Below are 13,582 nucleotides of genomic sequence, written 5' to 3' on the forward strand. Positions count from 1 at the left end.
CCCATTTTCTGCTTCGTTGGTCGCTCAGTCGGCCACGCCGCAATAGCGGGCCATGAAGGCTGCGAAGCCGACGATGCCGGCGAGGTATTCCTCGACATCGACGTGCTCCTCGAAAGTGTGGCAGTTGCGGATGTCGCCCGGCGCGCAATAGACGGCGGGAATGCCGAGCCGGTTGACGAAGAACGAGGATTCCGACCAGAAGGGCGCGCCCTCGATCGCGCCGCGTCCGCCCATGGCTTTAGCCATCGATTGCGAAAGCATGGCGACTTCGGCGCGCGTCTCGTCGATCTCGGCAGCGGTGCCGCCCAGCCTATGGTCGCGGCCGGCCGGATAGGCGAATTCCACGGTGATCTCGGGGTCGGTGATGGCGCCGCGCACCGCGGCCTCGATCTCGGCGGCGGCCGTGTCGAGGGACTCGCCGGGCAGGAGCTTGCGGATCAGCGACAGCGTGCATTGCTCGGGCACGGCGATGTAGCCGCCGCCGGTGAGGCCGGTGATCAGCAGGAAGCCGCGCCCGGTCAGCTTGTGCTCGGCGCGGGCCGCCACCTCGTCAGAGTGTTTCCACAGCGCCGTCATGGCGGCATGGGCGGCGCGCAACGCATCCTTGCCGAGCTCCGGCACGCCGAAATAGGCCGACTTGCCGGTAATCGTGATGTCGGTGATGAAGAAGCCGATCTGCGCGGCGTAGACCGCAAGCCGCGTCGGCTCGACATAGACGGTGAAGTCGGGCGCCTCGACCTCTTTCGCCTCGATGCGGCCGACGAAATGCTTGATGCCAGCGGAGACGCCGGTGCCGGGCTGGCCGCTCTCCTCGTCGCCGACGAAAGCGAAGGCGACGTCGCCCTTGAGGCGGATGCCGGCCTTGTCGAGCAGCGAGAGCGCCGCCAAGGAGGCGGTGATGCCGGCCTTCAGATCGCCGGAGCCGCGGCCCCAGACCGCCCCGTCGATGATGGGCGCGCCGAACGGGTCCTCGCGCTCGGTGCCGGGCCAATGCTCGCGCCAGCCGTCGACATGAACGGTGTCGGTATGGCCGATGAAGAGCAGGCGCTTGCCATTGCCGACACCCTTGCGCTCGCCCCAGATGTTCGGCCTGCCGGGCAGGAAATCCGTCCGGCTCAAGCCGCCCAGTCCCAGCTCGCGCATTTTCGCTTCGAGGAAGCCGACGAAATTCGCCTCGTTGCCGGTGATGCTTTCACGGCCGATCGCGCCCCTGAACAGCGCCAGCGTCTGGTCGGGATCGAGAGCGGCGCGCAGCCGGGTTGTGATATCGCTGGTCACAGCACGACCTCCTTCAAGGCAGCCGCCTGGGCGGTGGGAAGTGAAATCCGGCCGTCCGGCGCGTCGACGCCGAACAGCGTGTTGTGCAACTGGCCGAGACCGATGGCGGCCGCGCCGATGAGCGCCGCCCGCGCGCCCAGCTCGCCGGCCTCGACGGTGACGGGGTAGGGGAAGCACAGCGGTATCAGGGCCTTGACGCGCGAGAGTATCTCCGGCCTGAGGCCTATCGAGCCACCAAGGATGACCTTTTCCGGATTGGCGACGGCGGCGATCGCCGCAATGCCTTGCGCCAGGTAACGCGCCGTCTCGTCGAGCACGGTGAGCGCGGCCTTGTCGCCTGCGGCCGCATTCTCGAAGATTGCCGGGACCGCGACCTGGATGCCGGTCAGGGATCTGTAGCGTTCGGTCATCGCGTGCGTCGCGACCGCCCGCTCGAACGCGCCGGTGCGCAGCGATTCCGCCGCAAACGGATCGGCGCCGATCGGCATGAAGCCGATCTCGCCCGCCGCATGGGTGGCGCCGCGCACCAGGTGGCCGCCCAGCATCAGGCCGCTGCCGACGCCGGTACCCAGCGCGATATAGGCGAGATTGTCGATGCCCTGGCCCTGGCCCAGCCAATTCTCGCCGAGCACGGCGAGATTGACGTCGTTTTCGATCATCACCGCGACGCCGAGCGCCTTCTCGAAGGCGTCGAGCACGTTCATGGCGTCGAAACCGGCGATGTTGGGCGCAAGCAGGATGCGGCCGGTCGTGGGGTCGGGCGCGCCTGGCGCGCCGATGACGGCAAGGCGGATCTTCTTGCGCGGGATGCGCTCCCGGGCGGCGGCCTGGAAGGCAAGTGCTGCGATCTGGTCGATGACGAACTGGCCGCCGCGCGGATCGGTCGGCGTCGCCGCCTCGGCGAAGATCTGGCAGGCGAGGTCGGTCAGCGCGACGCGCACCTTGGTGCCGCCCAGGTCGACAGCCATGATGTAGGCGGCGTCATGGACAAGCTCATAGGTGACGGCGGTGCGCCCGACATGGCCGCTGGTGCGTCCGGTCTCCTGCACCCAGCCTTCCTGCTCGAGGCCACGCACGATCTCCGAGATCGTCTGCTTCGAGAGGCCGGTGAGCTTCGAGATCGAGGCCCGCGAGATGGGCCCGCCCTGGACGATCGCTTCCATGACGGAGCGCTGGGAGAACTGGCGGGAAATACGCGGCAGGTCGCTCACATACGCCTCGATTAATTCGTTCTGTCACCGAACTTATTGGCGAAATGATACCTTGTCAACGATCACGTTGCATTGACGCAAAGTGCAATCGGAAGGTGGCGATTTACTCCGCCGCCAGCTTGCGTCGGGCAAGGCTGACCTCGTCCAGCGGGAGTTCCGGCTCGTCCTGGCTTTCCTCGCGCTTCACGAACGAGCTCAGCCAATGCGAAAGGCCGTCGAGGTAAAGATAGATCACCGGCGTGGTGAAGAGCGTCAGCGCCTGGCTGACGAGCAGTCCGCCGAACATCGTGTAGCCGAGCGGCTGGCGGATTTCTGCGCCTGTGCCGTTCTCCAGCATCAGCGGCAACGCGCCCAGCATCGAGACCATGGTGGTCATCATGATGGGCCGGAACCTGAGCAGGCAAGCCTGGCGGATCGATTCCAGGGAGCTCAGATGCTGGTCCCGTTCGGCCGCGATGGCGAAGTCGACCATCATGATGCCGTTCTTCTTCACGATGCCGATGAGCAGGATGACGCCGATCAGGCCGACCAGGTTGAACTCCATATGGAAGACGAGCAGCGTGCCCAGCGCGCCCAGGCCGGCGGAGGGCAGGGTAGAGAGAATGGTCAACGGGTGGATGTAGCTTTCATAGAGGATGCCGAGGATCAGGTAGACCACGACCAGGGCACCCAAGATGAGCAGCGGCACCGAAGAGAGCGACTCGTTGAAAGCCTGCGCCGTGCCGGTGTACATGGTCTGGATGGTCGCCGGCAGCCTCATCTGGGCAGCTGCCTTGTCGATCGCCGCGGTGGCTTGGCCCAAGGCGATGTTGGGCGGCAGGTTGAAGCTGATGGTCACGGAGGGGAACTGGCCTTCGTGGTTGATGATCAGCGGCTGCACGGGCGCCGTCGTCCATTTGGCGATGGCCGAAAGCGGCACCTGCGAACCGCTCGGCGTCGTCATGTATATCTGGCCGAGGGCCTTGAGGTCGCCGCGCAGCGACGGCAGCACTTCAATGATCACATTGTAGGTCGAGAGCTGGGTGAAATACTGCGCGATCTGGCGCTGTCCGAAGGCGTCGTTCAGCGTGTTGTCGACGTCGTTGGCCGTCAGGCCGTAGCGGGCAGCCTGGTCGCGATCGACCTGCAGCGTCAGCGTCGTTCCGGAACTCATCTGGTCGGTCGTGACGGCCGCCAGCTCAGGCAGACGCTGCAACGCGCTCAACAGCTTGGGCGCCCATTGATCGAGCGCATCGACATCGGCGCTTTCCAACACGTATTGATACTGCGACGCGGACAGCTTGCCGCCGACACGCACGTCCTGCGAGGCCTGCATGACCAGGCGCGCGCCCTGCACCACCGCAAGCTTTGGCTGGAGCCGGCGGATCACCTGGTCGGCCGAAGCGTCGCGCTCGTTTCGCGGCTTCAGCTGGATGAACATGCGGCCGGTGTTCTGCGTGTTTCCACCGCCACCGGTCGCTGCCGCGAAATGCGCAACCGCCGGGTCCTTTATCACGATCTCCGCGAATTGCCTCATATAGGACTGCATCTGAGGAGCGGAGACGTCCTGCCCGGCGAGCGCCTGCCCGTAAAGCATGCCAGTGTCCTGTTGCGGGAAGAAGCCGCTCGGAACGATCATGAAGAAATAGCCGGTCAGCGCCACGCAGGCGAGAAACGCCAGCAAGGTGATGAAGCGATGTCGCAATGCGCGGTCCAGTCCGCGCTCGTAGGCGTTGAGAATTGCCTCGAAGAAGCGTTCGCTCCACTGGTACAGCCGGCCGTGATGCGCCTCGGCGGCCGGCTTGATGAAACGTGATGCCAGCATCGGGGTGAGCGTCAGCGAGACGAAGGCCGAAACCAGGATGGTCATGGCCAGGGCCATCGCGAACTCCTTGAACAGGCGGCCGATGATACCGCTCATCAGGAGCAAGGGTATGAGCACCGCCACCAGCGAGATGCTGATCGAGATGATGGTGAAGCCGATCTCTCGGGAGCCGATCATCGCAGCGTCCATCGGTTTTTCACCGCGCTCGATGTGGCGAACGATGTTTTCCAGCATGACGATGGCATCATCGACGACAAAGCCCACCGAGATCGTCAGCGCCATCAGCGACAAATTGTCGATGCTATATCCGGCAAACCACATCAGCCCACATGCGCCGAAGAGGGCAAGCGGCACCGTGAAGGCAGGGATAGCTGTTGCCCAGACATTGCGAAGGAAGAGAAAGATCACCATCACGACGAGCCCGATGGTGAGCATCAGGGTGAACTGTACATCCGCCACCGAGGCACGAATGGTCTGGGTCCGGTCGGAAAGCACCTGCACCTTCAGCGAAGCCGGCAAGGATGCGGTCAGCATCGGCAGCTCCGCCTTTATCTTGTCGACCGTATCGATGATGTTGGCGCCCGGTTCCTTGAAAATTATCAGAACGACCCCGCGTGTGGTGTCGGCCCAGGCCGCCTGGGTGTAGTCTTGCGCCGCGAGCACCGCCTGCCCGATATCCTTCACCCGGACCGGTGCTCCGTTACGATAAGCGATGATGGCATTGTTCCAGTCGCTTGCGGCGGTCATCTGGTCGTTGGCGAAGATGGTGAAAGACCTGACGTCCCCCTCGATGTTGCCCTTGGGCAAGTCCACGGTATTGTTCGACAGCGAGGTGCGCAGGGCTTCCAGCGACAGGCCCCTTGCGGCTAATTTGGCCGGGTCGAGCTGGACGCGGATCGACGGTGTCTGCTGGCCGCCGACCAGCACCTGGGCGACACCTTTCACATGACTGATCACCTGGGCGAGCTTGGTGTAGGTATCGTCGCTCACCGTCGTCAGCGGTAGGTCGGTCGAGGTTACCCCGATCACCATGATCGGGGAATCGGTGGGATTGACCTCCCGATAAGTCGGCGGATTGGGGAGATTCTTCGGCAATTGGCCGCCGGCGGCGTTGATCGCGGACTGCACCAGTCCGGCTGCCGATGCGATGTCGACGCTGAGATCGAACTGCAAGGTGATCTGGCTGGAACCGGACAGGCTGCTCGACGTCATCTCGGCAATGCCCGGAATCTGCGCGAACTGCGTCTCGAGCGGCTGGGTCACCGAGGACGCCATGGTGATCGGGTCGGCACCCGGCAGATTGGTCGATACCTGGATCGTCGGAAAGTCGACGCGCGGCATCGGCGCGACGGGCAGGTTGAAATAAGCAACCACGCCGACGAACAGCACCCCTACCATCAACAGCGACGTGGCGATGGGGTAGCGGATGAAAGGCGCGGAAACGCCCGTGGCTGCCATCAGCTTGCTCCCTTGGGCTGCTGCGCCGCACCGGCGGACGCCGGCTGCGCATCGACACTCGTGCCGTCGACCAGCCGGTATTGACCGGTGTCCACGACACGCTGTCCAGGGCTCAAACCATCCGTGACGACAGTGTTGCCACCGTCGGAGGGGCCTGTCTTGATCGTTTGACGATGGGCCTTGCCGTCGTCCCCCACGATATAGGTGAAGAGCCCGTCCGGACCGTGCTGAACGGCTTCGTCGGGGACCAGGGTCGCCCCGGCGATCATGCCGACGCGCAAGCGGGTGTTGACCGAAAGGCCCGGCCACAACGCCTGATCCTTGTTTGGAAAGGCGGCCTTGAGCGAAATGGTGCCGGATGCCTGGTCCACCTGGTTCTGCACGGCATCCAACTTGCCGCTGGCCAGCACGGTTTTCATATCGGAGCTCAGCACATCGATCGAAACCGGTCCGGCCGCGAACGCCTTGTTGATGGTCGAAACCTCGTCCTGCGGTTGCGTGAACGACACGTAGATCGGCTCAAGCTGCACGACCGTGAACAGACCGGCGCTTTGATCGGCCTGAACGATGTTTCCGGGGTCGATGGTGCGGAAGCTTGTCTTGCCGGCCAGCGGCGAGGTGATCTTCGTATAATCTAGGTTCAGCTGGGCCGCTTCTATCGCGGCCTTGTCGCCTTCGATCGTAGCGGCGGTTGTCGTGACCACCGCCTGCTGATTGTCGACGTCCTGTTGGGTTTCGAACGTCTTTTGCAGAAGCGTGGAGAGGCGTTTGAGGACGACTTGCGCATTCTTGAGTGTCGCTTCGTCCTCCGCTTCCTTGGCCTTGGCCTGGTCGAGCGCCGCCTGATAGGGGCGAGGATCGATCTCGGCAAGCAGGTCGCCTTGCTTGACCATCTGCCCTTGCTCGACCGGAACCTTGTCGACGACACCGGCGACGCGGCTCGAGATGCTGACGCTGTTCAGCGGCGTGACCGTGCCGAGGCCGTAGAGGTAAAGCGGAAAATCGGCCTTCCGAACGGTGGCGGCGGTGACCGGGACCTTGGGGGGCGGCTGTGCCGCCGCCGCGCTCGCGGCTGCCTTTGCTGCTTCGTCGCCATGACTGCGCCATATGCCGTAGCCGCCGCCGAGCAAGAGGAGCACGGCCAACAAAACGATGCGCCGGGAGCGCCCGGGCTGTTCGCGGCTGGCTTGCCGTATTGCGGAAATGGTCATGATGCCGTCCACCTGGCGAGCGAGAATATCAAGCCTCTTCAGGATGGTTTGGAGGTCGTGGTCGACCTCGTCGATCAGTGAACGGTAATATGATGACCCGGCGCTGTCAGCTTACAGATCGGTCATGTTGCGCTGCGGCATTCAAGGATGCGTGAGGCCGCCTTGACCGTCACATCGCGGCAAAATCAAAATTTGTTCATAGTCCGGGCTCGACCAGGAGCGACAATCAACTGCTCAGGCGGGAAACAGGAAAGCCGCTCCGGGATCGAAAAACACCCGGCGATGGCAAGGTGCGACGTCCTGTGCCGCCAGTGCCGCGGAGGTCGGCCGAATGTCGATTTCCTGTCCGGCACCGGTACGCGCGACGATGCGCCTCCGCTCGCCATAGAAGGCGACATCGACGATCTCGACCGAAAGCTCCGCATTGTTCGGCGAGCGCTCCAGCCGGAATGCCTCCGGCCTGACCATCAGCCTGGTTTTCTGCCCGGGCGCGAAGCTGCCATTGGCATTTATGCCGGAGACAAGCGCGCCGTCGGCGAGGCGGATGGTGGAGGCGCCGCCCACCGTTTCCAGATGCTCGGCGGCGAGGAAATTCGAGTTGCCGATGAATCCGGCTACGAAATCGGTGGCGGGCCTCAGGTAAAGGTCCTCGCCGGTACCGATCTGCTCGATACGGCCGTCGCGGAAGAGCGCGATGCGATCCGACAGATGCAGCGCTTCTTCCTGATCGTGGGTGACGTAAAGGATGGTGACGCCGGTCTCGCGATGGATGCGGCGGATCTCAGCCTGGATCTCCTCGCGCAGTTTCTTGTCCAGCGCCGAGAGCGGCTCGTCCATTAGCAGGATCGGCGGATCATAGGCCAGCGCGCGGGCGAGCGCGACGCGCTGCTGCTGGCCGCCCGAGAGCGCCGCGGGCAGACGCTCGGCAAAGCTTTCCAACCGCACCAGCGAGAGCATGTCGGCTACCTTGCGCTTGACCTCGGCATCGGGCCGGCGGCGTACGCGGAGCGGGAAGGCGACGTTTTCAGCGACACTCAGATGCGGGAACAGCGTGTAGCGCTGGAAGACCATGCCGATGTTGCGCTTGTGCGAGGGCACCGACAGCAACGACTTGCCTTGCAGCAGCACGTCGCCGGAGGTCGGGTCCTGAAAGCCGGCGATGGCATAGAGCGTGGTCGACTTGCCCGAGCCCGACGGTCCAAGGAAAGTCAGGAACTCGCCCTTGGGAATATCCAGTGTCACATCGCGAACGGCCGTGAAGGCGCCGAATGCCTTGCGCAGTTTGCGGATCGAGAGAAAGGGTTGGGTCATGTCTGCAGCTTTCGGCGCAAGAGTGCCGTCACGATCATCAGGGCCAGCGTGAGCGCGACCAGCAGGCTGGAAGCGGCGGCGATGACGGGGGTGAGGTCGGATCTCAGGCTCCCCCAGATTTTGACCGGCAAGGTCTGCAAGGTCGGGCTTGCCATGAAGATCGCCACAACCACCTCGTCCCAGGAGGCCAGGAAGGAAAAGATCGCGGCCGAGAAGATGCCGATGCGGATCGAGGGCAGGGTGATGCGAAGCTTGGCCTGAAGTGGGCTCGCTCCACAGACGATGGCTGCGTCCTCGATCGACTTGTCGAAGCCTTCGAGCGCGGTGGCGATCGGGATGATGGCGAAGGGCAGCGCAAGCACGGTATGGGCGACGACGAAGCCGATGGTCGTGCCGCCGAGACCAAGCCGCAGGAAGAAGGCATAGATGGCGATGGCAAAGACGACGACCGGCAGGACCATCGGCGTGAGCAGCAGCCCGCGCAGGATCTCGCGGCCGCTGAACTGGCCGCGCACCAGCGCGAAGGAGGCGAGCAGGCCGATGGCGACGGCGAGGATTGCCGTCATCGTGGCGATGCGGGCGCTGGTCAGGGCGGCCTCTATCCAGGACGGATCGGCAAACAGTTCCTGATACCATTTTAGCGTCCAGCCGGGTGGCGGGAATGCCAGCCAGCGCGAGGAGCCGAAGGAAAGCAGCACGATGAAGACCACGGGCAGCAGCAGGAAGGCGGCGACAAGCGCTGTGAGGGCGAGCAGCGCGACCTTCAGCCAGCCGAGGCGATCATAGTCGAGCAGCATGTCAGGCCCCTCCCGCCGTGCGTCTGGCGCCGACAAGGCGCAGCTGCAGCGCGTAGAGCGCCATGGTGACGACGAGCAGGATGAAAGCGGCAGCGCTCCCCAGTCCCCAGTTGAGCAGCGACTGGATCATCTGCGCGATCATTTCGGCGAGCATCATGTTCGACGTGCCGCCGAGCAACGCGGGCGTCACGAAATAGCCGAGCGACATGACGAAAACCATCAGCCCGCCCGCGGCGATACCGGGGAGCGAGAGCGGCAAAAGGATGCGGCGGAAGGCGGCCAGCGGGCTCGCGCCGCAAAGGGCGGCCGCACGCAAAGTCATCGGGTCGATAGCGCGCAAGGTGCCGACCAGCGGCAGGATCATGAAGGGCAGCATGATGTAGACCATGCCGATGGTGACGCCGGTGAGGTTGTTGATAAGCGGCAGCGGCTGATCGATGATGCCAGCGCCCATCAGCGTCCGGTTGATGACGCCGGTGCGTTGCAAGAGCACCATCCAGGCATAGGTGCGGGTCAACAGGTTCGTCCACATCGACAGAATGATGATGCCGAACAGGATCGAGGCGAGCGCCGGCGGCATGATCGCCAGCATCCAGGCGACAGGGAAGGCGACAAGCACGGTGACGACGGTGACGACGAAGGCGACGAGGAACGTATTGAAGAACACCCGCGCATAGGTGCCGTCACCCAGCAGCGTCGCATAATTCTGCAGCCCGGGGGCAGGGTCGGTGACGCTGCGCAGCAACAGCGCCAGGACCGGCACGACGAAGAAGAGCCCGATCAGGATCAACGCCGGAAGCAGGCCGCCGAGGCCTGCCGGTATCCGAGGGGTTGCGATCCCTTGCTGTGCTTCCACCGACATGACGGTTGTCCCGGATTGTGGTTCGGGACGGCCAGTGCCGTCCCTAACGTTGTGGGCGGGCGTCACTTCGCCTGCCAGGCGTACCAGCGCTTGGCGATCTCGTCGCGATGCTCGGCCCAGTAGTTCATGTCGAGGTTGATCTGGCCGTCGACATGGGCGTCGGGCAGACCCTTGACCACATCGGCCGGCATTTCGGCCTTGGCCTTGGTGTTGATCGGCGCGTAGCCGCTCGCTTCGGCGAATTTCGCCTGGCCGGTCGGGCTGGTCGCGGCTGCGAGGAACTTCATCGCGGCGTCCTTGTTCTTGGCGCCCTTCGGCACGACAAGCACATCGGCGGCGGTGAGGTTCTGGTTCCAGGAGACACCGACGTCGGCGCCGTCCTTCTCCAGCGCGAAGACACGGCCGTTCCAGAGCTGGCCGAAGGCGGCCTCGCCGGAGGCGATCAGCTGCTGCGATTCCGCGCCGCCGCCCCACCAGACGATGTCGGACTTGATAGTGTCGAGCTTCTTGAAGGCGCGGTCGAGGTCGAGCGGATAGAGCTTGTCGGCCGGCACGCCGTCGGCGAGCAGCGCGATCTCGATCACGCCCGGCGCCGACCATTTGTAGAAGGTGCGCTTGCCAGGAAATTTCTTGGTGTCGAACATGTCGGCCCAGCTTGCCGGCTCGCCCGAGACGGCGCCCTTGTTCCAGGCGAGCACGAAGGAATAGTAGAAGCTGCCGACGGCATTCTCATTCGAGAAGCGCGGGTCGAGATCGGCCTTCGGCACGGCGGCGAAGTCGATCGGCTCGAGCAGGCCGTCCTTGGCCGCCTTGATGGCGAAGTCCATCTCGACGTCGACGACGTCCCATGTGACGTTCTTGGCGTCGACCATGGCCTTCAGCTTGCCGTAATCGGTCGGCCCATCCTGCAGCACCTTGATGCTCGACGAAGCGGAGAACGGCTCGGCCCAGGATTTGGTCTGCGCTTCCTGGGTCGTTCCGCCCCAGCTGGTGAACACCATCTCATCGGCCTTCGCGGCCGTGGTCGCCATCAATCCGGCAAGGATGCCGGCGAAAATCAGTTTCATGTCATTCTCCTCTGATTGGTTGTTCCATTTCTTGTTCTTGTCAGTCCAACCTTCGTCTTCAGCGCATGACGAAGGGATCGGGGATCGGGTCGTCCGAGGTGCGGATCCACACCGATTTCGAGCGCGTGTAGTCGCGGATGGCGTCGAGCCCGCCTTCGCGGCCGAGTCCGGAGAGGCCGTAGCCGCCGAACGGCACCAGCGGCGAGACGGCGCGGTAGGTGTTGACCCAGACGACGCCGGCATGGATGCCGCGCGCCATGCGATGCGCCTTGGCGAGATTCGAGGTGAAGACGCCGGAAGCGAGCCCGAAGGGCGTGTCGTTGGCTAAAGCGAGCGCTTGCGCCTCGCTGTCGAAGGCAATAGCGCTGAGCACCGGGCCGAACAGCTCCTCTCGGACGCAGGCGAGAGCCTGGTCCTGCGCCTCGATGATGGTCGGCGCGTAATAGTATCCGTCGGCCTTGTCCTTCGGCCGCGCGCCGCCGGTAACCAGCCGTCCGCCGGCTGCCACGCTCTCCGCGACGATCGCCTCGATCTTCTCGCGCTGGCGCGCGGTCGCCAGCGGACCCATCTCGGTCGCGGGGTCTTGCGGGTCGCCGATGACGATGGCCTCGGCCTTGCGCTTCAGCCGCGCGAGGAAATCGTCCTTGACCGAACGCTCGACCAGCAGCCGCGAGCCGGCGACGCAGCTCTGGCCGGTCGCCGCGAAGATGCCGGCGACGACGGCATTGGCGGCGCTGTCGAGATCGGCGTCGGCGAAGACGACGACCGGGCTTTTGCCACCGAGCTCCAGCGTCGTGTAGGCGAGGTTCTCGGCCGTGTTGGCGACGATGCGACGCGCGGTCGAGGGACCGCCGGTGAAAGCGACGCGGGCGACCAGCGGATGGCTGGTCAGGCGATGACCGCAATCATGGCCGAAGCCGGTGATGATGTTGACAGCGCCGGCTGGAAAGCCGGCTTCGCTAACCAACTCGGCGAAGGCGAGCAGCGGTGCCGGGCCGTCCTCGGAGGCCTTGAGCACGACAGTGCAGCCGGCGGCCAGCGCCGGGCCGAGCTTGACGGCCGACAGGAAGAGCTGCGAATTCCACGGCACGACGGCCGCGACGACGCCGATCGGCTCTGGCCGCACCGTCACTTCCATGTCGGGCTTGTCGATCGGGATGAAGGCGCCTTCATGCTTGTCGGCCAGCCCGCCATAATAGCGGTAATAGTCGCCGACATAGGCGATCTGCGCCCGCGTCTCGCGGATGATCTTGCCGGTGTCGCGCGTTTCGAGCTCGGCCAGCCGGCCGGCATTGGCGGCGACGAGATCGCCAAGCTTGACCAGCAGTTTACCGCGCGCCGTCGCGGTCATCGCCGCCCAGGGGCCGGAGCGCAGCGCCCGGTTCGCGGCCTCCACGGCGCGGTCGACATCGGCAACGGACGCGGCCGGCATCGTCGCCCAGGGTCGGCCCGTGGACGGATCGATGCTGTCGAAGGTGGAGGCGGGCTCAGCGAACTGGCCGTCGATGTAGTTCCTGAAGGCGGTGCCGCTCATCGTGACCCCGCCTTCTGGAAGGCGGGCATGACCTTGTCGATGAACAGCTGCAGCGACTTCTTCTTGCGCTCGTGCGTAAGCCCGCTGTCGATCCAGATCGAGTACTGGTCGTAGCCCTGCGCCTCGTAGGTCTTCAGCCTGGCGATCACCTCGTCGGCCTCGCCGATGACGAGGTTCTGCCGGATATTGTCCGGCGCGTATTGCGGCATCGCCGCGATCTCTTCCTCGGTCAGCGGCTCCAGGACGCCCTGGCGGACGGGCTTCTTGTTCTGGAACCAGGCGCCGAACTGGCAGTAGAATTGCGACAGGTCCTGCGTCAGGCGATCGGCGTCGGCGGCGTCTTCGGCCACGAACGTGTGCATCAAGAGCATGATCTGTGGCCGCGCTATGTCCGGATGCGCCTGGCAGGCGGCGTTGAAGCGCTCCATCAGGCTCGCCACCTCGCCATCGCCGGAGGCAAGCGGCGTTACCTGCACCTGGCATTTGTTGGCCACCGCGAAGTCGTGCGAATTCGGGTCGCGCGCCGCCACCCAGATCGGTGGGTAGGGTTTCTGCAAAGGCTTGGGCGAGGAGGTCGTCGGCGGGAATTGCCAGAACTCGCCGGCGTGCTCGTAGTCGCCATCCCAAAGGCCTCGGATCGCCGGGATGATCTCGCGCATGCGCTGGCCAGCGCCCCAGGCATCCAGCCCCGGGAAGACGCGCTGATATTCGTAGCTGTAGGCGCCGCGCGCGATGCCGAGATCCAGCCTGCCGCCGGTGATCACATCGGCCATCGCCGCTTCACCGGCGAGTTTGATCGGATGCCAGAAGGGCGCGATGATCGTGCCGGTGCCGAGGCGGATGGTTTTCGTCTTGGCGGCAAGATAGGCGATGTTGATGAACGGGTTCGGCGAGATGGTGAATTCCATCCCGTGATGCTCGCCGATCCAGGCGGTCTCGAAGCCCGCTTCTTCCGCCAGCAGCACGAGTTCCTCCAGTTCCGCCAAGAGCTCGGAATGCGGCTTGCCGAGATCCGTACGCTCCATGTGGACGAAAAGCGAAAATTTCAT

General features: G+C 64.5%; 10 protein-coding genes. All 10 read right to left on the bottom strand.

Annotated features, from left to right (window positions below; all coding sequences use genetic code 11):
- Positions 1-24: 24 nt before the first annotated feature.
- Positions 25-1,278 (bottom strand): M20 family metallopeptidase, encoded by a 1,254-nt coding sequence (locus tag RFM41_RS28360; protein ID WP_320252708.1) that lies wholly within the window; start codon positions 1,276-1,278, stop codon positions 25-27.
- The gene (locus RFM41_RS28365) at positions 1,275-2,489 is read right to left on the bottom strand and encodes an ROK family transcriptional regulator (protein ID WP_320252709.1); all 1,215 of its coding nucleotides are present in this window, start codon (positions 2,487-2,489) and stop codon (positions 1,275-1,277) included. The genes RFM41_RS28360 and RFM41_RS28365 overlap by 4 nt, the downstream gene beginning before the upstream one ends.
- Positions 2,490-2,592: 103 nt before the next feature.
- Positions 2,593-5,751, bottom strand: a complete 3,159-nt coding sequence (locus tag RFM41_RS28370; protein WP_320252710.1) for an efflux RND transporter permease subunit — start codon at positions 5,749-5,751, stop codon at positions 2,593-2,595.
- A complete protein-coding gene (locus RFM41_RS28375; protein WP_320252711.1) occupies positions 5,751-6,974 on the bottom strand; it encodes an efflux RND transporter periplasmic adaptor subunit in 1,224 nt (407 codons plus the stop codon). The genes RFM41_RS28370 and RFM41_RS28375 overlap by 1 nt, the downstream gene beginning before the upstream one ends.
- A 222-nt stretch (positions 6,975-7,196) precedes the next feature.
- Entirely contained in the window at positions 7,197-8,273 is a 1,077-nt protein-coding gene (locus RFM41_RS28380) for an ABC transporter ATP-binding protein (RefSeq protein WP_320252712.1), read from the bottom strand.
- Positions 8,270-9,070, bottom strand: a complete 801-nt coding sequence (locus tag RFM41_RS28385; protein ID WP_320252713.1) for an ABC transporter permease — start codon at positions 9,068-9,070, stop codon at positions 8,270-8,272. Before RFM41_RS28385 ends, RFM41_RS28380 begins: the two co-directional genes overlap by 4 nt.
- Before the next feature lies 1 nt (position 9,071).
- On the bottom strand, positions 9,072-9,932 hold the full coding sequence (locus RFM41_RS28390) for an ABC transporter permease (RefSeq protein WP_320252714.1): 861 nt from the start codon (positions 9,930-9,932) through the stop codon (positions 9,072-9,074).
- A 62-nt stretch (positions 9,933-9,994) separates the two neighbouring features.
- Positions 9,995-10,999, bottom strand: a complete 1,005-nt coding sequence (locus tag RFM41_RS28395) for an ABC transporter substrate-binding protein (RefSeq protein ID WP_320252715.1) — start codon at positions 10,997-10,999, stop codon at positions 9,995-9,997.
- A 58-nt stretch (positions 11,000-11,057) separates the two neighbouring features.
- The gene (locus RFM41_RS28400) at positions 11,058-12,533 is read right to left on the bottom strand and encodes an aldehyde dehydrogenase (RefSeq protein WP_320252716.1); all 1,476 of its coding nucleotides are present in this window, start codon (positions 12,531-12,533) and stop codon (positions 11,058-11,060) included.
- Positions 12,530-13,582 (bottom strand): LLM class flavin-dependent oxidoreductase, encoded by a 1,053-nt coding sequence (locus RFM41_RS28405; RefSeq protein WP_320252717.1) that lies wholly within the window; start codon positions 13,580-13,582, stop codon positions 12,530-12,532. Before RFM41_RS28405 ends, RFM41_RS28400 begins: the two co-directional genes overlap by 4 nt.

The sequence above is a fragment of the Mesorhizobium vachelliae genome (assembly GCF_033977325.1).
Classification (GTDB): domain Bacteria; phylum Pseudomonadota; class Alphaproteobacteria; order Rhizobiales; family Rhizobiaceae; genus Mesorhizobium; species Mesorhizobium vachelliae.

What these genes read in the sequence shown, in the direction of transcription:
- RFM41_RS28395 (WP_320252715.1), bottom strand. Translation starts at nt 10,999, where the DNA reads ATGAAACTGATTTTCGCCGGCATCCTTGCCGGATTGATGGCGACCACG.
- RFM41_RS28405 (WP_320252717.1), bottom strand. Translation starts at nt 13,582, where the DNA reads ATGAAATTTTCGCTTTTCGTCCACATGGAGCGTACGGATCTCGGCAAG.
- RFM41_RS28370 (WP_320252710.1), bottom strand. Translation starts at nt 5,751, where the DNA reads ATGGCAGCCACGGGCGTTTCCGCGCCTTTCATCCGCTACCCCATCGCC.
- RFM41_RS28390 (WP_320252714.1), bottom strand. Translation starts at nt 9,932, where the DNA reads ATGTCGGTGGAAGCACAGCAAGGGATCGCAACCCCTCGGATACCGGCA.
- RFM41_RS28400 (WP_320252716.1), bottom strand. Translation starts at nt 12,533, where the DNA reads ATGAGCGGCACCGCCTTCAGGAACTACATCGACGGCCAGTTCGCTGAG.
- RFM41_RS28380 (WP_320252712.1), bottom strand. Translation starts at nt 8,273, where the DNA reads ATGACCCAACCCTTTCTCTCGATCCGCAAACTGCGCAAGGCATTCGGC.
- RFM41_RS28385 (WP_320252713.1), bottom strand. Translation starts at nt 9,070, where the DNA reads ATGCTGCTCGACTATGATCGCCTCGGCTGGCTGAAGGTCGCGCTGCTC.